This window comes from Roseibium sp. HPY-6 (assembly GCF_040530035.1).
Classification (GTDB): domain Bacteria; phylum Pseudomonadota; class Alphaproteobacteria; order Rhizobiales; family Stappiaceae; genus Roseibium.
In genome coordinates, this window is record NZ_JBEWCD010000002.1 from 724,806 (window position 1) to 743,653 (window position 18,848).

Here is an 18,848-nt window from a genome sequence, read left to right on the forward strand (position 1 = left end):
CTCTTTCCGTTGGTGATTGAATGAAGATGGAGGACGTCACGGCCTGACCAGCTCAGCGAGGGGCTGGGCTGCGCGAAGGGCGTCCTCAGTTGCTTGATCGAATGTGTGCCCGTCCCGGGACAGGATGCTCCGCATTTTTTCCTGCGCGCTGTCGAGCAGTCTTGGCCTGCCGCGTTCTTCCCATTCCTTCGGGCTGGTCCGGTCGGCAAGGTCCGGATAGATGTATTCGCTCTGCATCAGCTGCAGTGTCTGATCGTGGCCGAGATAGTGGCCGGGACCGTCGAGCACGACGGAGCGAATGACCTCGATATCGACAAACTCGTCTTTCACCTCGACACCGCGCACGCAGCGCAAAACCTGACCGAGCATGTCGTTTCCAAGAACAAGCGACTCCAGGCAGAAGCCGAGCAGAGAGGCGTGCATGCCAACGGCCTCGTACACCATGTTGAGGCCTGAGAGGCCCGCCATGACGTTGCTGATCCCCTGTTCCCAGCCTGCCTGCATGTCGGGAAGCTTGCTGTCGGCGATGCCGGCTGCGGCGCCGCCCGGCAAGCCGTAGAACTGGTGCATCTGCGCGCACGCCGCACTCAGCAGGGCTTGCTCACCGCTGCCGCCTGACATGGCACCGGTGCGCAGGTCGCTTACGAACGGCCAGGTGCCGAACACCGCCGGGTGGCCTGGCTTCACGGCATTGACATAGACGACCCCGGCAAGGCATTCGGCGACCGCTTGCACGACCGCAGTCGCGATGGGGGCAGGTGCCGTCGCACCGGCCTGTCCCGCCGATAGCAGAAGAACGGGCATCCCGGCCAGTATGCATGCTTCCATCACCTCGCAGCTTTCTTCAGCGAATGTGAGGGGGGGCACGACAAAACAATTGGTGTTTGAAACGAAGGGCCGTTGCCGCCAGGCGTCTTCGTCACCGGCCATCAGGTGCAGCAACTCCAGCGCGGGCGCAACGTTCGCCGCTTCGGTGAATGAGAGGCCGATATGCTTGGTCGTTCCGGCACAGGCCGCATAAGCGGTGTTGACGTCGAGGTCTCTCGGGGATTCGAATTCACGGCAAACGAGCGGCCGCTGAAAGAAATGCACGTTGTCGAGCTGTTGAACGAGACGCGCCGCGTCGTAAAGATCCTGGATGTTGGGGTTGCGGTAATCGCCTGTCTTCGGATCGACAATGTGAACGGCCGCACCGGCCGTTCCATAGTGAACGTTCGTCCCCGTCAGGTTCAGATCGAACTTCGGGTCTCTGCCGTTAAGCGTGATATCGCGGGCTGCCTTGGCGAGCATATCCTCCACCAGCGCGCGCGGAAATCGGATGCGACCGTCCTCTCCTTCGATCGCTCCTGCGGTCTTGAGATAGGCCCGGCCGGTAGCCGGAGCCGATCCGAAACCGATGACTTCCAGCGCCTGCAGAGCCGCTTCGTGGATACGTTTGACGTCCGCATCCTTCAGTGGCCGGTAGTGCCCCCCGGGCATGCCCGGCCAGACCGGACGGATTGCATCGTCCAGAGGGCGGGCACGCGCAGCCGTTCGAGCCGAACGGCCACCGGAACGGCGGCGTTGTTTCACTTCACTCCCGGTCATGCGCAGTCCTCCAAAATCATGCCCAAAAGCTGCAATTTCCCATTCGGGGGTCAGGCGCGCAGGCGCTCATTTTCCGGATCCCACAATGGTTGATCCGGTTGAACGGTTGCCTTGTATCTGCGGCCGTAAATTTCGACTTCGAGTTCCGTGCCCGCAGCATCGAGACCTTTGCGGACGATGCCGAGGCCGATACATGCATTGACGCGGTAACCCCATGCAGACGAGGTGATTTCACCAACCATCTCATCCCCTTGCCAGATGTTCGACATGTAGGGCGCGTCATAGTCGCCTGCCTCGATCGTCAGCGTAACGAAACCCTTTGCCGCACCACGCTGTTTTTCGATCTGAAGTGCCTGCTTGCCGGGGAACTCCTGCGGCTTGTCGAGTTTCACGAAACGTCCCAGACCGCTCTCGAAGAGGGAATAATCGGACGAAAGGTCAGTTTTCCAGGTGCGATAGCCTTTTTCGATGCGCAGTGCATTCAGAGCGAACATGCCGAATGGTTTTGCGCCACACTCAAGGATGGAACCGTAGATCGCCGGCATGTCGTCCATCGCTGCGTGGACTTCCCAGCCAAGTTCACCTGCGAAGGAAACGCGAACCAGCATTGCGGGCTTGCCAGCAACGGTTGTCTGCTGGTGCGTCAGCCAGCCGAGGGAGAGGTCTGCATCCGTGATCTTTTCAAAGAGGTCGCGGGACTTCGGACCTGCCACGATCAGCGTTGTCATCTCTTTGGTGCGGTCGGTCAGCGTCACGCCGTCGGGCAGATCCGACTTGAGAACTGCGAAGTCGTGCCACTGCGCAACCGCAGCCGTGATCAGTGTGAAGTCATCCTCGCCATGACGGACAAGCGACATTTCGGTCAGCACCCGCCCGCGGTGATCCGGGAAATATCCGAGATTCAGGCGGCCGGCCTTGGGCAAACCACCGGCAATTTTGCCGCGAAGCCATTCCGCGGCACCTTCGCCGCTGAGACTGAAGCGGGAGAAGCCGCACAGGTCAAGCACGCCGACGGAGTCGCGAACGGCCTCGCATTCTTCACGCACCCGCGGTTCCCATGGGCCCGATCGCGACCAGGTCTGTGTCGCATCCTCGGAAGTGTCATCGCCCGGTTTTGCAAACCAGTTGGCGCGCTCCCAACCGTTGAACGATCCCATCTGGCCGCCGAGTTCCATAATTTTCTCATGGTTGGGCGATTTTTTCCGGTCACGGCCAGCGGGCCACGCGTGATGCGGGAAATGCATCGCATATTCGTGGCCATACACTTCCTTGGCCTTGTCGATGCAGTATTGCTTGTCCGTGTAGTCGGTGTAGCGGCGCGGGTCGACGCACCACATATCCCACTCGGTCGCACCGTGCATGATCCACTCTGCCGCGACCTTGCCGGCGCCGCCGCCCTGCGCGATGCCGAAGGTGAATGTGTGGGCTTCAAATGCGTTCGGAACACCAGGCATCGGACCGATCATTGGCAATCCGTCCGGCGCGTAGGGAATTGGGCCGTTGATGTTGCGGCTCACTCCTTGTGTGCCCAGCAGCGGAACGCGCGCCATGGCATCCTCAATGTACCATTCCAACCGGTCGAGATCGTCGGGATAGAGCTGGAAGCTGAAATCATCCGGCATCGGATCGTCGGGCCGCGTCCAGGCGGTCTGACAGTTCCGCTCGTAAGGGCCGAGATTGAAGCCGGTGGTTTCCTGGCGCAGATAGTAGGAGGTGTCGACATCCCGTATCAGTGGCAGCTTGCGGCCGTTTTTTTCTGACCATGCGGCAACTTCCGGTACGGGTTCTGTCAGGAAATACTGGTGGCTCATGACCGCCATCGGAACCTGGCGGCCACCGAACGGTATGAACCATTCTCCGACCCGTTCGGCATAGTAACCGGCAGCGTTCACGACATATTCGCAGCGAATGTTGCCCTGTTCCGTGTGCACGATCCATTCGCCGTTCTGGCGGCTGACACCGGTCGCGGGCGTGAACCGCAAAATCTTGCCACCGTGCGTTCTTGCGCCCTTCGCAAGAGCCTGTGTGACCTGGGCGGGATCGATATCTCCGTCCAGCGGGTCCCAGAGGCCGCCTTCAAGGTCGTGGAGTTCCATGAAGGGGTGGTGCTCCTGCAACTGCTGCGGTGTGCACATTTCCATCTCCAGGCCCATGTGACGGGCCATGCCGGCGACATATTCGAATTCCATCATCCGCTCATGGCTGTGGGCGAGGCGCACCGCTCCGCTCACATGGTAGTTGAGCGGATAATCGACTTCCTCTGCCAGCCCCCTATAGAGCTCCAGGGCATACCGCTGCATGTTCATGATGCCGTAGCTGCCGGCGAAGTTCGGGCAGTTGCCGGCGGCATGCCAGGTCGACCCGGCCGTCAGTTCGTTCTTTTCCAGGAGGACACAGTCTGACCAGCCGTTTTTGGAAAGGTGATAGAGCGTGGACACGCCAACAACGCCACCACCGATGATGACGACGCGGGCTGTTGAGGGAACGGACATGGTTCGGCTTTCCTTCTCGAAAGGGTTCAGTAGACCGGTGGGGAAATCACCCAGACGGCAACTGCAGGTTCTGAATATGGATTGGCCCAGCGGTAGGAGGCATCGCGGATCCGGAAACTGTCACCGGTTTCAACGGTGAAGGTGTCTTCATCCAGCCAGATGTCCAGTTTGCCGGAGATCATGTAGGCGACTTCCTGCGTGGGCCGGGAAATGGGCGACGGACGTCGCGACCCGGGCTGGAAAGTCGAGTGGATCATTTCAAAGTTGTCGGTCAGGTCCGGTGAGATGAGCGTTTCGACCAGACCTGCGTCGCGTTCGCCGATGATCCGCCGCGCCGATGAGCGCACGATACGGCCTTTCTCGATTTCGGGAGCGTCGGCACTTCCGAAAAAGATCGACAACGGCACATCGAAGATGTCGGCGATCTGCCGGAGATCAGAGAGGCGCGGCGTGGAGATGTCGCGTTCAATTTGAGACAGCCAGCCAACCGAACGCCCGAGTTTCTGGGCGAGCTCTTCAAGTGTCATTTTTCTGGTTGTGCGAAGGGCCCTGAGGTCTTCACCCAGGCTGCTCATTTCCATTCTGTCGATCCGTGCGTGAAAATTTCCTCCATAATTTCACGCGGCAAAATGAAAAAATCAACAAAATTTTCACGCGCGCATGAACTTTTTCTATCGCGCTTTCGTGACTGTCAGTTCGCGGCTTGGTTTGAAAATGCAATTCGCCCTAACGGCTTGCTTCTTCTATTCTCTTGGCGATGTGCGCTATGCCGTCAGGAATCCTTGCGGAGGCGATGGATGAGTAGGCAAGCCGGTAGTATCCGGGATGCTCCTCGCCGCTTTTGAAAAAGGCCCGGCCGGCTTCGATCAACACGCCGTCCTGGCGGAGTTTCATTGCAAGTTTGGAACTGTCGATATCTTCCTGCGCCCGCATCCAGAACGAAGACCCGCCGAACGTTCCCTGAGCGTTCTGGGTCAGTCCGTTTTCCATCAGGCTCTGTTCCATGATGGACCTGCGCTTCCGATATATTCTTCCCATTCGGGCAATTTGTGAGTCGTAGTAGCCCAGCGAGAGAAAATAGGCTGCGGTGCGTTGTATCAGTCCGGGCGGGTGGCGCAGCACCAGAGAACGCAACGCGCGTGCTTCGCGAATGAAGGGTTCGGACGCGACCAGATATCCAAGGCGCAGCCCTGGAAAGAGCGACTTTGAAAACGATCCGACATAGATGACTGACCCCGCAGGGTCCAGCGACTTCAGGGCCGGCGAGGGTGACTTGAGGAAGGAGATCTCGAATTCATAGTCATCCTCGACGATGATAAAACCACGATCAGCAGCAAGATCCAGAAGTCGCTGCCGGCGCGCGACCGGCATGGTCGCATTGGTCGGGCAATGGTGGCTCGGCGTCGTGAAAACAACATCAAGCGTTTCCGGGAGATCCTCCGGTGGCAATCCGGCTGAATCGACATCGATTGAGATGGTGTTGCAACGAGTCTGGCTGAGGATTTGCCTTAGTCCCGGATAGCAGGGGTTCTCGATCGCGGCCGTGCGCCGTTGGGTCAAAAGGATTTGCGCTGTGATCCAAAGCGCGTGCTGCGCTCCCATGGTGATAAGGATTTCTTCGGGCCGTGCCTTGATCCCGCGCCGTGGCAAAATATGCCTGAGTATGAATTCAACGAGCATTGGATCGTCGCGCTCATAATAATCGGTCGCCAGCGTGTCGAAATCCTTGCGGCCAACCGCCTTCAAGGCGCAATTGCGCCAATTGTGGTGGTCGAAAAGTCTGGAATCCGACTGACCATAGATGAAGGGGTAGGTGTAGTCGCGCCAGTTCTCGGGACGCACCAAAGGAACGTGTTCGGAAAATCGTTGTCCGATCGTACGGTTCCAGTCGACCTGCATTTTGTCGGACTGGTCGGGGAGATTGAATTTGGGTCTGCTGGGTGCTGTGTGGGCGACGAAATAGCCGGAGCGCCCCTTTGAAACGAGATATTCGTTGGAGACAAGCTCGGTGTAGGCGATCGTTACCGTAATTCTTGCGACGCCAAGGTGTTCGGCCAGCTTTCGACTGGACGGCATCTTTTCGCCGGGAAGGCAGCGCCCGGACAGAATGGCTTCAACGACGAGCCCCTGGATCTGTTGTTGAAGCGACGCTTCATTGTCGGGGCGGAGAAAAAACGTCTCAGCCGGAATTGCCATATCTGGCCCTAATTCAGTATCTGACTGGACTTATTAAACAGGCGGGATCCCGTTTTGGCAAATTCTTTCAATGCCGGAGCATTGCGAGGTTTCGGTTTCAGGGACACGGCGGCGTTAGATCGCCGTGTCCCTGTCAGAATTTAGCGCCGGTCAGTCAGACGTCTCAGCCGAACACCCGCGTCAGGGCTCCGTCGATCGCATCTGTAATGTGATCAATGTCGTCGCTGGTCGCGATCAGAGCCGGAGACAGGCAGATAACGTTGTTGAGGCCAGGCACGGCCCGGTTGCTCACGCCGATAACGACGCCCTGTGCCATGCAGTCAGCAGCGACGGCTTGCATTTGCTTTTCGGCGACAGGCTCGCGTGTTGCGCGATCCGCAACCAGTTCGGCACCACAGAACAGGCCTTTGCCGCGAACGTCGCCAATGACGCGATGCTTTTCCATGAGACCGTTGAGATTTGCGATCAGCCGGTCGCCCATTTTGGTCGTGTTGTCGAGCAGGCCCTCGTCCTCGATAATCCGCATGTTTTCCAAAGCTGCCGCAGGGCCGGCCGTGCAGCCGCCGAAGGTGGAGATGTCGCGGAAGAAGCTCATCGGATCGCTGGCATCCTCCTTGAACATGTTAAACACCTCTTCGGTGGTCACCATGCAGGCAATTGCTGCATAACCGGATGCCACACCTTTCGCCATCGTGACGAAATCAGGCTTGATGCCAAAGTGCTGGTACCCGAACCAGGTGCCGGTGCGCCCGACGCCGCAGACGACTTCGTCAATGTGCAGCAGGATGTCGTACTTCTTGCAGATCTCCTGAACGCGCTCCCAGTATCCTTCAGGGGGTGTGATCACGCCGCCGCCGGCCGTCACGGGCTCAAGACACAGAGCGCCAACAGTATCGGGGCCTTCGCGCAGGATGACTTCCTCAATCGCGTCCGCAGCGCGCTCGCCATAATTTTCAACGTCCCACTGTGCGCGGTATTCGCAGCAATGCGGGACTTCAACAAAGCCCGGCGTGTAGGGGCCATATTGCGCGTTGCGCTCCTGTTGCCCGCCAGCGGAAATCGTGGTGATAGAAGACCCGTGATAGTCGCGCTCACGATAGAGGATTTTGTGCTTCTTGCCGCCATAGCGCTTGTGCGCGATCTGGCGGACCATCTTGAAAGCCTTCTCGTTCGCCTCAGTACCCGAGTTGGTGAAGTAGACCCGGCTCATGCCCGGCATCTTCGAGATGAGCTTCTCTGAGAAGAGGGCGCCAGGAATTGAACCGGCGGAATGCGCGAAGTAATTCAGCTTAACGAGCTGGTCGCGGATCGCGTCGGCGATCGACTCACGGCCATAGCCGACATTCACCGTCCAGACACCTCCGGACACCGCATCAAGATGCTCCTTGCCGGTCGCATCCCAAAGACGCATGCCCTTGCCTTCGACCATGATCTTTGGGTCGATCGTCTCCAGAGCCTTATGCTGAAGCAGATGATGCCAGACATGATTGCGGTCTGCTTCAATGATTTCACTCAAATCATTCGGGGAGGCGGCAACGTTCATGGCAATGTCCTCTCATGTCTCGGGGTCTTCGACGAGTTCTCGGTGAATTCAAGGCGGGACTGTGTGAGCGGAAATTTGTGCGCTTGCTCACAAATCAAGCAGTCCGTTGCACCAATTGTTCTCAGTCAACACGGCCCGGCGGTGACATATAGGGCCAGATTTACAGATACATTAGATCCAGTCGAGTGTTTCTATTGTAACCGTGGCGTTCTGCCGTAACCATTTTCAAATGCAGGCAAGCCGATGTTCGAGGAGAGCGGCACGAGACAGGAAAATCTGCGCGTCTGTACAGTACCGAGGGAACAGTGAGAAAAAATCAATGACCTACAAATCAAAACTAGTCGGCACTCTTGCAGCACTGGGAATGGTGGCTGGCTTGCCGGCGACTTCCGCAGCTGAGGAATTGACGGTGGCCTACTTCCTGGAATGGCCGATGCCGTTCCAGTATGCGAAGGAAAAAGGCCTTTACGATGAGGCGCTTGGTGTGCCGATCAACTGGGTTTCGTTTGACACAGGCACGGCGATGTCGGCCGCCATGGCATCCGGTGACGTTCAGATCGCCGTGAGCCAGGGCGTGCCTCCTTTCGTTGTGGCCGCATCCGCTGGCCAGGACCTGGTTCTGACGGACATTGCCGTCAGCTACTCCGAAAATGACAACTGCGTCGTTGCGGAAACGCTGGAAATCGACAAAAGCAATGCCAAGGAACTGGAAGGCAAGCAGGTGGGTGTTCCGATCGGAACGGCTGCGCACTACGGCTTCCTGTCTCAGATGAAGCATTTTGACGTCGACATCTCGACAATGGAAATCGTCGACATGGCACCTGCCGACGGCGCAGCTGCGTTCGCACAGGGCAGCCTTGACATGGTCTGCGGCTGGGGCGGCGCCCTGCGGCGCATGCTGGAACATGGCAACGTGCTCCTGACTGGCGCGGAAAAGGAAGAGCTCGGCATTCTCGTTTTCGACGGCATCAGCGTCCCGGCTGATTTCGCCGCTGAAGAATCTGAAATGCTGACGAAGTTCCTGAAGGTGACCGCCGAGGCGAACGCCATGTGGAACGCTGGTGAGAACAAGGCGGAAATGATTGAAGTCATCGCCAAGGACGCCGGTATGGATGTGGACGCCACCGAAGCCACACTTGCAACCTTCACGTTCCCGAGTGTTGAAGAAAAGCTGAGCGACAAGTGGATGGGCGGAAACGTTCAGACCTTCATGCTCGGCGTTGCTGATGTCTTCCAGGGTGCCGGCTCCATTCCGCAGGCGCTCGACAGCTATGTCGATACCGTGGATTCCAGCTACCTGGCTGCAACCGGTACCGAATAAGACCGCATCCCTGCAAGACATGGGGCGGCAACGTGTGCCGCCCCATTTTCCTTTTCTTTTGACTGCAGGAGATGACAGATCATGGATGGCCTCCATATCGAAAATGTTTCCATGCGCTTCGATCTGCCAAACGGATCGCACGTGCAAGCGCTCAAGGACGTGTCCATTGAGCTGAAGACCGGCGAAATCATGTCGGTCCTGGGTCCGTCAGGCTGCGGAAAAACCACCCTTTTGAATATCGTCGCCGGATTTCTGGCCCCGACAGGCGGGCAGGTTCGCATGAACGGTCATGTGGTGACCGGTCCCAACGCCGAACGCGGCATGGTGTTCCAGAAGGGGGCACTGTTTGAATGGATGAATGTGCGCAAGAATGTCGAATTCGGTCCGCGCATGAAATCAATGCCGAAAGGCGAGCGGGACCAGATCGTCGACCATCTGCTGGACACAGTGGGTCTGGGGGATTTCAAGGAAAAGGCGGTCTACGAGCTTTCCGGCGGCATGCAGCAGCGTGTTGCCCTGGCGCGTTGTCTTGCAAACGACCCTGACGTTATCCTCATGGATGAGCCATTGGGCGCCCTTGATGCGTTGACCCGCGAAAAGATGCAGGGTCTGGTTCTCAAACTCTGGAAGGAAACCGGCAAGACCGTCATCCTGATCACGCATTCGGTGGAAGAGGCCCTGCTGCTTGGTGAGCGCCTGTTGGTCATGGCCCCGAGACCTGGACGCATTCACAAGGAATACCGGCTGCCATTTGCCGAACGCGGTGTGCAGGCAGATCTGCGTGACGTCAAGAAAAGCGAGGGATTTGCGGAGACGCGTGAAGAAATCCTGTCGATGATCTGGGAAATGGAAGAAGAAATCATGGGCCGATCGGAGACTGCCGCATGACCGGATCTGTTGTTTTTCTCGTATATGCTGCGCTGTTTCTGGCCAGCTATTTTCTGGTCACCTATCTCAGCAGAATGATGCAAAGCGGGCAGGATTTCACCAGCCTGAAGACGGTGACATTCGGTGACGAAAGTGCCATTCGGCCCAACAGGGCTGCGTCGGTGATTTCCATCATTGTGATCTTTTTCATCTGGGGCGCTTTCACAGGGTCCAAGCTGGTTCCGTTCCACGTTCCAGGACCGTTTGTCGGCGACACGAACTTCACCTACACGGTGACCAACGACGCCGGCGAAACAAGCAGTGCCACAGTTGATGTGATCGTGCATGAGCCGGGCAAGAAGATCGACGCGCCTGAAGTTGCGGCAAACGACGGGTTTGCACAAAACGACTCCGGCACGGTTGGGGCGTGGCGTTCTGTGCTGTTGCGCGTCACACGAAACGACGGTGACGGCGCGAAAGTGACGGAGGTCGACGGACAGCCGATTGCGCCGGGCGAAACAGTAAACGTGTCCAACGGGACCGTCAGCATGACGCCGAAGGGCTCGTTGAATTTCGAACCCAGCAAGGGTTTGCAGATGGAGCCCATCTGGATGCCGTCTCCAGAAGCTGTTGCCAGCCGTTTCACGGAAATCGCGTCGCAGGGTTACCAGAACTTCACGCTTTGGGAACACCTCGGCTGGTCCCTGTTGCGCGTGGTTGGCGGGTTCGTCGCGGGTGCACTGATCGGCATTCCGCTTGGTTATGCAATGGGCCTGTCCAGCTGGGTCCGGGGCTGGTTCGATCCGATCGTGGAATTCATGCGTCCGGTTCCACCACTTGCGCTCATCCCGCTCGTCATCATCTGGTTCGGCATCTGGGAGACGGGCAAGATCGTGCTCCTGTTCCTGGCAGCGCTCTGGATCATGACGATCGCCGCAAGAGCTGGTGTGTCGGGCGTGAACATCTCCAAGGTGCACGCGGCCTTCTCGCTGGGAGCGAACAAACGCCAGATCCTGCGCTATGTCATCGTTCCCAATTCACTGCCTGAGATCTTCACCGGCGCTCGTGTTGCCATGGGTGTGTGCTGGGGCACGGTTGTTGCCGCCGAACTGGTCGCGGCCCAAAAAGGCGCCGGGATGATGATTATCGCTGCTTCCAAGTTTCAGCTCACCGATATCGTGATCATGGGGATCATCCTCATCGGTATTGTCGGCTACAGCATCGATATCCTCATGCGGATGGCAGAACGGGTACTGGTTCCCTGGAAGGGGCGGGCCTGATTTCCTGGAAGACAAGCAATCTCGGGCGCGGCAAGACTGCGCCCGAAAAACTTTCAGTCCACGTGTAGCGGACTGGTCGATCCACGGATGATCAGATCGGTATCAAATAGTTTCTCAGCGGGTATCACCCCGTTTTCAATCCATTCGGAAATAGCGATCGCGGTAGCGTGTCCCATTCGCACGACAGGCAAGTGAACGGTCGTCAGTCCGGGTGTTGTGTGGGCGGACCCAGGCAGGTCATCAATCCCGACGACGGAAATATCCTGCGGAACCGAAACACCCTGGCGGTTCAGTTCATAAAGCACGCCGGTCGCCAGCACGTCGGACAGGCACAAAACCGCCGTGGCGCGTTGTTTCCCGGCTAGGATCTGACGCGCAGCTGCGCAACCTGCCTCGACTGAAAGATCCGCTTCCAGAAAACTCATTTGCGCATCGTCATGGCCTTCCAGACCCTTGATACGGGCCAGCGTACGGTCGTTGCTGGTCAGCGAGCCATGCACCACGGCGATCGCGCTGTGGCCGAGCGACAAAAGATGCTCAAGCGCGATCCGTCCGGCATCGACGTTGTCATAGCCGATCGTCGGCAGCAGAAAGTCCGGATCGTAGTAAGACGTCGCAACAGACGGCAACTGGCATCGGTCGATCAACTCGTAAAGCTCGTGTTCGTGCGTGATTCCCGAGATGACGAGCCCTTCGGCACCGATGTCGACCAGCGTCTGCGCCTTCTGCGCTTCAACCGCAGCATCACCATTTGTCGTGGCAACGACAAGGGACAGGCGATAGTCGGACAGCGTTTGTTCAAGTGCTGCCAGATAACGCGCGAAAATCGCATGATCCAGGGTCGGAACCAACGCCCCGACAAAGCGGGATCGTCCGGAGTTTATGGCGCGGGCAGCAGCGCTTGGGACAAAGCGCAATTCCGCGATCGCAGCATCGACAACCGCCTTTGTATTTTTGGCCACGCTGTCCGGTGAATTCAAAACACGCGAAACGGTCGCCACCGAAACATTTGCCAGTTTCGCAACATCCCTGAGATTGGCACGCTTGCGGTATCTGGTGCTGGTCATGCGCCTCCAAAATCGCCCGAATTCAAAAATCGATCGTTGATGAGACTTGACATATGTAACTGGTTTTAACAACCTATGTAACTAGTTACATTTGGCGGAAATGCTCGAAATGCGCAGCCAGACAGTTCTTTATGCGTTTAACAATGTCGGTCATGAAACGCCTGCCCGAAAGTTCCCCGGATTCAGGAAACCCTCGCAGGCCCTGACCTTTCTGCTCTCCCCACGGCAGGCCCTGCATCTGAAGATAAAAGCAGGAGACCTTCTGTCAGTGGACGGGCTCAATGGTCCAGGGCAGTTGGAACTGGTCGCCTTCGCGGCAGATGGTCAAGATGATCTGGATGCGCTCGGCCTGACGGCAGGCTCAGAGTTGGACCCGGCAAGCTTCGACAGTGCAGAATTCATCGGCTGGGCGCGCGCACGAGGCGCTGACGACAGGTGGACATTCAAAAGTCACCTCATGGCAGAGCCTGACGAGACCCTGGTTCTGAAGGCCCGCCGTGACACAGATGCGTGGCTGGTCCGGCCGGCAAGTGCTCAGGAACTCATTTCCGGTACGGCCGGCGGTACGGTGGCGGTCAGCCACGCGCCGTCTTCCGCGAGGTCTCCGTTGCTTCCGGATCCCTTGGCGGACATGCGCGAAGAATTTACGGTTCGGGCCGGGACGGGCGTTGCCTACGAGCTTAAGCAAGGTGAAATCGTCCAGATTATTGATGTCGAAGGACAACAGTGTTCGGACTTCATGGCGTTTCGGTCCGATGGCCTCGACACCGGACAGGAGTGGATGATCGACAGCACCGCAACGCGGTCCATGGTTCGGCGCGCCTACCCTGAGCCGGGTCTGTTCGACAAGTTTTACGATCGTGAGATGCGCCCCATGTTGAATGTGGTGCAGGACACCTGCGGCCGTCACGACACGTTCGGGCTGGCGTGCACGGCCAGAGGCTATGAGGAGCGTGGCTTCCCGGGGCACGTGAATTGCTCCGACAACATGTCCCGCGCGCTTGATCCTTATGGCGTTGGTCGAAGGTCGGCTTGGCCAGCGATCAATTTCTTCTGGAACACCTGGATCGATCCCCATCACCATACGATCCAGACTGAAGAATCCCATTCGCGTCCCGGAGACTACGTGGCGATGCGGGCCATGACCGACACGGTGTGCGTTTCCACGGCGTGCCCCGACGATATTGATCCGATCAACGGCTGGAATCCAACGGATATTCACGTACGCATTTATCGGGCCGATCAACCGGTCCGGCGGGCTATAGCCTATCGCGAAAAGGAAGATGCCCCGATGACAATCAGTCAGAACTCCGCGTTCCACGATCGTTTGACGCGTCTGACACAGCAGTTTGCACCCGCCCGGAATCTTTGGGCGCCGGTCAGTTTTCCATCCTACGGAACCCTTGGCGAATACTGGGCCTGCCGTGAGGCTGTCACGATCCAGGACATGAGCGGGCTGCGCAAATACGACATTATCGGCCCGGATGCTTCGAAACTGATGCAACTGGCCACAACGAGAAATGTCGAAAAGCTCGCCGTCTGGCGTGCCTCCTATACCCTCATGTGCGACGAGAGCGGCACTGTCATCGACGATGGCACTTTGCTGCGATTGGGGCCGGAACTGTTCCGCTGGTGCTGCGGCTCGGAGGAAAGCGCACGCTCTCTCGAGACGCTGGCGCGTGAACGCAACCTTCAGGTGCGCATTCAGGACAATCGCGACGCGCTGCCGAACCTTGCGCTTCAGGGCCCGAAGTCCCGGGACCTTTTGCGGAAGATTGTGTTCACGCAGCCGCATGTTCCCGCGCTGGACCAGATGAAGTGGTTCGGCGTGACGGTTGCCAGGCTCAAGGACCGCGAAGGCGCTCCATTCCTCCTGTCCAGAACCGGATACACGGGCGAGCTGGGTTACGAGATCTTCTGTTCCACATCCGATGCGATCGAGATCTGGGACGCGATCATGTCAGCCGGGGGTGAATTTGGTGTCACTCCGATGGGAACCGCCGCACTTGAGATGATACGCATCGAAGCAGGTCTTGCAGCCCGCAACGCCGAGTTCGCGGCCGATGTCGATGCCCATGAAGCCGGATTGGGCTTTGCCGTTGATCTTACAAAGGAAGAATTCGTCGGTAAGGCGGCTCTGGAAAGAAACGCCCGCGAACCGCGCCGCCTGTTGAAGGGCTTGCTGATCGACAGCGACGACGTACCTGCACATGGCGCACCCGTTTATGCCGGCGAACGGCAGGTCGGGACCGTGACGTCTGCAACGCGCTCGCCGTCACTGGAGCATGCGATTGCAATGGCGCGCATCGCGGTCGAACACGCCGAAAACGGAACAAGACTTGAAATCGGTCAGCTTGACGGACGCATGAAGCGCCTCGGCTGCACGGTTTCCAACACACCTTTCATAGACCCGCAACGAAAGCGGGCGCGCGCCTGAGAGCGTTCACACAACCTGCCAGAGGAACGATAAAATGAAATATGCAAAGCAACCCCTGATAGCCGCCGCCCTGGTCCTGGGTCTTGGAACGACCGGTGCCATGGCGCAGGAAAAAGTGATGGTCGGCGAACCGAGCTGGCCAGGGGCGAAAATCATGGCCAACCTGATCGGCCAGGTGATTGAAAGCCGCCTTGGCGGCGAGGTCGGGTATGCACCGGGTGCCAATGCGGTCATCTTTGCAGCCATGGATGGTGGCCGTGGCGACATCGACGTCCATCCGGATGTCTGGCTGCCCAACCAGTCATCGTTCACCGATGAATATGTCGACCAGAAAGGCACCGTCGCACTGTCCGCCGGCAGCTACTCGGGCCAAACCGGTTTCTGCACGCCGACTTACATGGCCGAAGAGCACAATATCAAGTCCGTGTTCGATCTTGCCACACCTGACGCGCAGGGCCTCTATGATGGCGATGGGGACGGCACGGGCGAAATCTGGGTTGGCGCATCCGGATGGGCTTCCACCAATGTTCACAAAGTGAAGGTGCGCGACTACGGAATTGAAACGTTCCTGACGCCGACCACCGAAGACGAAACCGTCTTCTACGCACGTCTGAAAGATGCCGTGGATCAGAAGAAGGGCGTGGTGTTCTACTGCTACAAGCCGCATTATGTGCACGCGCTTTATGACGTCGTCATGCTTGAGGAGCCTGAGCACGACCCGGCACAATTCAAGATCGTGCAGCCGGATCAGGATGCCGACTGGTACAACAAATCCAAGATCACGACTGGTGACCTCGTCAAGACCGTGAAGGTCGCTTACTCCAAGTCCCTGGACGAGAGAAACCCGGCAGCGGCCCAGTTCCTTGCCAATATCAGCATGGATGCCGATCACCTGTCCCAGCTCACCTATGAAGTGGTGGTCAAAGGCGGTGAGATCGATGAAGTCGTCGCGGCCTGGATCGAAGGAAACGGTGAAGTCGTCGATGGCTGGCTCGGCCTGAACTAACACTCCTGCAGGTTACACCCCGGGCTGTTCGGTCCGGGGTGGTACCTCCTTTTCAGCAAAGGGGATAGGTGTGTCTGCTGATATCGCTATCGATGCCCGGTCTGTCTGGAAAGTGTTTGGAGCCCGCTCCGAAGAAGCACTTAACGCCATTCACGCCGAAGGTCTTTCAAAAGCTGAAGTCCTTGATAAATACAACTGTGTCGTGGGCGTTGCTGACGCGACATTTCAGATCAATCGCGGAGAGCTGTTTTGCATCATGGGCCTTTCGGGGTCTGGAAAATCTACTCTTGTGCGTCACGTCAACCGTCTCCTTGAGCCCACCGCGGGTCATATCCTGGTAAACGACCAGGATGTTGTTCAGATGAACGACACCGAACTGCGCCGCTTGCGCAATCACAGGGTGGCAATGGTGTTTCAGAATTTCGGTCTGATGCCCCACCGCACCGTACGTGACAATGTGGCGATGCCGCTGGAGATCCGCGGCACGGGCAAGGCTCGCCGCTGGGAAGAAGCCGACCGGGTTCTTGAACTCGTCGAGTTGAACGGCTGGGAAGACAAATACGCCCATGAGCTGTCCGGTGGCATGCAGCAGCGTGTCGGACTGGCACGGGCGATTGCCTCCGATCCGGACATCCTCCTGATGGACGAACCGTTCTCCGCGCTCGATCCGCTTATTCGCAAACAGCTTCAGGATCAGTTCATGGAACTGAGTGCCAAGTTGAACAAAACGACCATGTTCATCACGCACGATCTTGATGAGGCGATCCGTATCGGCAACAGGATAGCCATCATGAAGGATGGCCAAATCGTTCAGATCGGCACGCCGGAAGACATCATACTCAATCCGGCCGACGACTATGTCGCAGACTTCGTGGCCGGGATCTCCAAGCTCAACATGATTTTCGCGCATGCTGTCATGAAGCCGGTGGCGGAGTTCGAAGCCGAGCATGGTCCCATTCCGGACGGGGCGGCCTCGGCCCATCCGGACATGGACCTGAATGATCTGATCTCGATTTGCACGGAAGGCAACGGTGTCGTTCGCGTGCGGGAAAATGGACATGATGTGGGCGTGATTGATCAAGCAGGGCTTCTGCGCGCCATCCAGAGCAGCCAGGCATGAGGGACACCGTCATGAGCACTGTTGATGATAACGACATTAAGCCCGAAACCGCGGACCGGCTGAACACGCTGATCGCTTCTTTCGTTGGCACGCAGCAGGAATACTATCAGCGTACCTTTGCCGTGATGATGAAGGCACCCGGTTATTGTTTCACTCTGAACCCCTCAGCAGGTCTTCTTGGGCCGATCTGGTTCGGAGCGCGAGGCCTCTGGTCCTGGTTCCTCGGGTTTCTGGTTCTTGAAACCTTTGCCTACATCCAGATAGGCCTTGGCCTTTTCGGCGATCTGGGCAGGTCTTTGCGGGAACGGGCCGATCAGATCGCGCAAACTTTGGAGCTGCGCCGTCAGCAAATAACGGCAGCCGAGCAGTCCGGCGCTTCGTCGCTGGACAGTCTCAAACGCGCGGCCAGTTCCCTGGAAACAGCGTATGCGGATGCTCAGGCTGCTGCCGCGGCAGCTGATTCCAGCGGCCTTATCTATCTCGGGTTCGGCCTGATCCTTCTGCTGGGGATCAAGTTCCTCATCGCCTCGGTTGCGAACTGGACACTTGAGGAGCAATTCACGCGTTGGCGCTCCGACCAGAGTGTGGCCAGCGGCTGGTCACAACAGCGGCTCATCGTCGCCGCAGCGTTGACGGTTGCAGTAGTTGTGCTGTCGACGATACGCTTTGCACGGCCCGATGCCATTGCCGCCCTCGCCAACTTCCCAACGGATCGAAACTGGCGTTTGGTGGTCGGCGACGGCGTTCAGGCCGTCTTTGACTGGACGAAGACGGTTGGCAGAGGATTTTTCGACAGTCTGACCTTCGGCATGAGAACGCTTCTTGACGGCATTGAGGTCGTTCTCGTTGGAACGCCCTGGCCAGTGGTTGCGCTGGTGATCATCATGCTGGGATACCTGTCGGCAGGACCACGCGTTGCGATCTTTACCGGAGCGGCTTTGGCCTATCTGGGACTGCTCGATTTCTGGGAAAAGGCAATGACGACCATTGCGCTCCTGGGTGCTGCAGCGCTCATCTCAATCAGTCTCGGCATTCCGCTCGGGATCTATTGCGCGCGTCGGCCGAGGGTCTTTGCAGTGGTCCGTCCGATCCTTGACTTCATGCAGTCGATGCCGTCCTTCGTCTACCTGATCCCGGTTGTCGCCTTCATTGGATCCGGTAAACCGGCAGGGGTTGTCGCGACAATGATATTCGGGAGCCCGCCGGTTATTCGGTTCACGGTTCTTGGGTTGCAGCAAGTGCCCGAAACCGTGCGCGAAGCTGCGCTCGCGTTCGGTGCGACACCCCGATACCTTTTGTGGCGCGTCGACCTGCCGCTTGCCCGAAGAACCATTATGGCAGGCGTCAACCAGACAATCCTCCTGTCCCTTGCGATGGTTGTCGTGGCCTCCCTGATCGGCGCAAAAGGCTTGGGTGAGGACGTCCTGGAGGCCCTGCAATATGCAGCTGCGGGTCAAGGTATCCTGGCGGGCCTCGCGATCCTGTTTTGTGCGCTCATACTTGACCGGATCGTCGTGGGCGGACGCTAGTGAACCTCTGTCTCCGGAGGCGGTCCGCCGCCTTCGGGGACGCAACACCGGCAAGATCCCGGCAGTCAGGATCTTGCCGGTGTTGCGTTATGAAGTTGAATTCCTTTTACCGGCCTCGGGCCAATTGCGTGACCGGGCTCTGAACAACACACAAGAACACTGTTCCAAGGCATTCCAGCCCTACTGGCTTCGCAGCTTGATGCGGACTTGCGTCCGCTTTTGTGAGCGGACACGAACAGGTTGCACCAGTCGGTAATATAGCCAAATTGAAATCAAGTATATTCTTAAGTAAACTGTTCTCATAAGTGCTGAGTAAAAGTATGTCGTTTTGAGTGATTGATGCGAATTTTTCGCTTGGCACAAAATAATTTAATCGTGCTTAGTATTTATTGAAAGGCGACCA

The 18,848-nt window shown here is 57.9% G+C and carries 13 protein-coding genes; 7 read left to right on the forward strand and 6 right to left on the reverse strand.

Annotation, left to right across the window (positions count from 1 at the left end):
* Window positions 1-36 precede the first annotated feature (36 nt).
* From ABVF61_RS14735 to ABVF61_RS14755, 5 genes are all read right to left on the reverse strand, one after another.
* Complete coding sequence (locus ABVF61_RS14735; RefSeq protein WP_353994299.1) at window positions 37-1,587, reverse strand: trimethylamine methyltransferase family protein; 1,551 nt, start codon at window positions 1,585-1,587, stop codon at window positions 37-39.
* 50 nt (window positions 1,588-1,637) lie between these two features.
* Entirely contained in the window at window positions 1,638-4,079 is a 2,442-nt protein-coding gene (locus tag ABVF61_RS14740; RefSeq protein ID WP_353994300.1) for a GcvT family protein, read from the reverse strand.
* A 26-nt stretch (window positions 4,080-4,105) separates the two neighbouring features.
* Complete coding sequence (locus tag ABVF61_RS14745; protein WP_353994301.1) at window positions 4,106-4,660, reverse strand: helix-turn-helix domain-containing protein; 555 nt, start codon at window positions 4,658-4,660, stop codon at window positions 4,106-4,108.
* 145 nt (window positions 4,661-4,805) lie between these two features.
* Entirely contained in the window at window positions 4,806-6,275 is a 1,470-nt protein-coding gene (pdxR, locus tag ABVF61_RS14750; RefSeq protein ID WP_353994302.1) for a MocR-like pyridoxine biosynthesis transcription factor PdxR, read from the reverse strand.
* A gap of 163 nt (window positions 6,276-6,438) precedes the next feature.
* Window positions 6,439-7,818, reverse strand: coding sequence for an aminotransferase family protein (locus tag ABVF61_RS14755; protein WP_353994303.1), 1,380 nt, complete (start codon window positions 7,816-7,818; stop codon window positions 6,439-6,441).
* Window positions 7,819-8,137: 319 nt separating this feature from the next.
* Here ABVF61_RS14755 and ABVF61_RS14760 point away from each other — a divergent pair, with 319 nt between their 5' ends.
* The 3 genes from ABVF61_RS14760 (at window position 8,138) to ABVF61_RS14770 (ending at window position 11,286) form a co-directional block, all read left to right on the forward strand.
* On the forward strand, window positions 8,138-9,139 hold the full coding sequence (locus tag ABVF61_RS14760; protein WP_353994304.1) for a taurine ABC transporter substrate-binding protein: 1,002 nt from the start codon (window positions 8,138-8,140) through the stop codon (window positions 9,137-9,139).
* Window positions 9,140-9,220: 81 nt separating this feature from the next.
* Window positions 9,221-10,027 (forward strand): taurine ABC transporter ATP-binding protein, encoded by an 807-nt coding sequence (locus tag ABVF61_RS14765; protein WP_353994305.1) that lies wholly within the window; start codon window positions 9,221-9,223, stop codon window positions 10,025-10,027.
* Window positions 10,024-11,286, forward strand: a complete 1,263-nt coding sequence (locus ABVF61_RS14770) for an ABC transporter permease subunit (protein WP_353994306.1) — start codon at window positions 10,024-10,026, stop codon at window positions 11,284-11,286. The genes ABVF61_RS14765 and ABVF61_RS14770 overlap by 4 nt, the downstream gene beginning before the upstream one ends.
* 53 nt (window positions 11,287-11,339) lie before the next feature.
* On the opposite strand, the gene ABVF61_RS14775 is transcribed toward ABVF61_RS14770, so the two are convergent.
* Window positions 11,340-12,353, reverse strand: a complete 1,014-nt coding sequence (locus tag ABVF61_RS14775) for a LacI family DNA-binding transcriptional regulator (RefSeq protein ID WP_353994307.1) — start codon at window positions 12,351-12,353, stop codon at window positions 11,340-11,342.
* A 109-nt stretch (window positions 12,354-12,462) separates the two neighbouring features.
* Between ABVF61_RS14775 and ABVF61_RS14780 the strand changes: the two genes are divergently transcribed.
* The 4 genes from ABVF61_RS14780 (at window position 12,463) to ABVF61_RS14795 (ending at window position 18,445) form a co-directional block, all read left to right on the forward strand.
* Window positions 12,463-14,790 (forward strand): trimethylamine N-oxide demethylase, encoded by a 2,328-nt coding sequence (locus ABVF61_RS14780; protein WP_353994308.1) that lies wholly within the window; start codon window positions 12,463-12,465, stop codon window positions 14,788-14,790.
* Between the two features lie 34 nt (window positions 14,791-14,824).
* The gene (locus ABVF61_RS14785) at window positions 14,825-15,796 is read left to right on the forward strand and encodes an ABC transporter substrate-binding protein (protein ID WP_353994309.1); all 972 of its coding nucleotides are present in this window, start codon (window positions 14,825-14,827) and stop codon (window positions 15,794-15,796) included.
* Between the two features lie 70 nt (window positions 15,797-15,866).
* A complete protein-coding gene (locus tag ABVF61_RS14790) occupies window positions 15,867-16,916 on the forward strand; it encodes a quaternary amine ABC transporter ATP-binding protein (protein WP_353994310.1) in 1,050 nt (349 codons plus the stop codon).
* A gap of 11 nt (window positions 16,917-16,927) precedes the next feature.
* Window positions 16,928-18,445 carry an ABC transporter permease gene (locus ABVF61_RS14795; protein ID WP_353994311.1) on the forward strand — a complete coding sequence of 506 codons (1,518 nt, stop codon included), beginning with the start codon at window positions 16,928-16,930 and terminating at the stop codon, window positions 18,443-18,445.
* Window positions 18,446-18,848 lie beyond the last annotated feature (403 nt).

Excerpts from the sequence above, each read along its gene's own strand:
- ABVF61_RS14780 (WP_353994308.1), top strand. The coding sequence starts at position 12,463 with ATGCGCAGCCAGACAGTTCTTTATGCGTTTAACAATGTCGGTCATGAA.
- ABVF61_RS14740 (WP_353994300.1), bottom strand. The coding sequence starts at position 4,079 with ATGTCCGTTCCCTCAACAGCCCGCGTCGTCATCATCGGTGGTGGCGTT.
- ABVF61_RS14735 (WP_353994299.1), bottom strand. The coding sequence starts at position 1,587 with ATGACCGGGAGTGAAGTGAAACAACGCCGCCGTTCCGGTGGCCGTTCG.
- ABVF61_RS14755 (WP_353994303.1), bottom strand. The coding sequence starts at position 7,818 with ATGAACGTTGCCGCCTCCCCGAATGATTTGAGTGAAATCATTGAAGCA.
- ABVF61_RS14745 (WP_353994301.1), bottom strand. The coding sequence starts at position 4,660 with ATGGAAATGAGCAGCCTGGGTGAAGACCTCAGGGCCCTTCGCACAACC.
- ABVF61_RS14775 (WP_353994307.1), bottom strand. The coding sequence starts at position 12,353 with ATGACCAGCACCAGATACCGCAAGCGTGCCAATCTCAGGGATGTTGCG.
- pdxR (WP_353994302.1), bottom strand. The coding sequence starts at position 6,275 with ATGGCAATTCCGGCTGAGACGTTTTTTCTCCGCCCCGACAATGAAGCG.
- ABVF61_RS14795 (WP_353994311.1), top strand. The coding sequence starts at position 16,928 with ATGAGCACTGTTGATGATAACGACATTAAGCCCGAAACCGCGGACCGG.
- ABVF61_RS14760 (WP_353994304.1), top strand. The coding sequence starts at position 8,138 with ATGACCTACAAATCAAAACTAGTCGGCACTCTTGCAGCACTGGGAATG.
- ABVF61_RS14770 (WP_353994306.1), top strand. The coding sequence starts at position 10,024 with ATGACCGGATCTGTTGTTTTTCTCGTATATGCTGCGCTGTTTCTGGCC.
- ABVF61_RS14765 (WP_353994305.1), top strand. The coding sequence starts at position 9,221 with ATGGATGGCCTCCATATCGAAAATGTTTCCATGCGCTTCGATCTGCCA.
- ABVF61_RS14785 (WP_353994309.1), top strand. The coding sequence starts at position 14,825 with ATGAAATATGCAAAGCAACCCCTGATAGCCGCCGCCCTGGTCCTGGGT.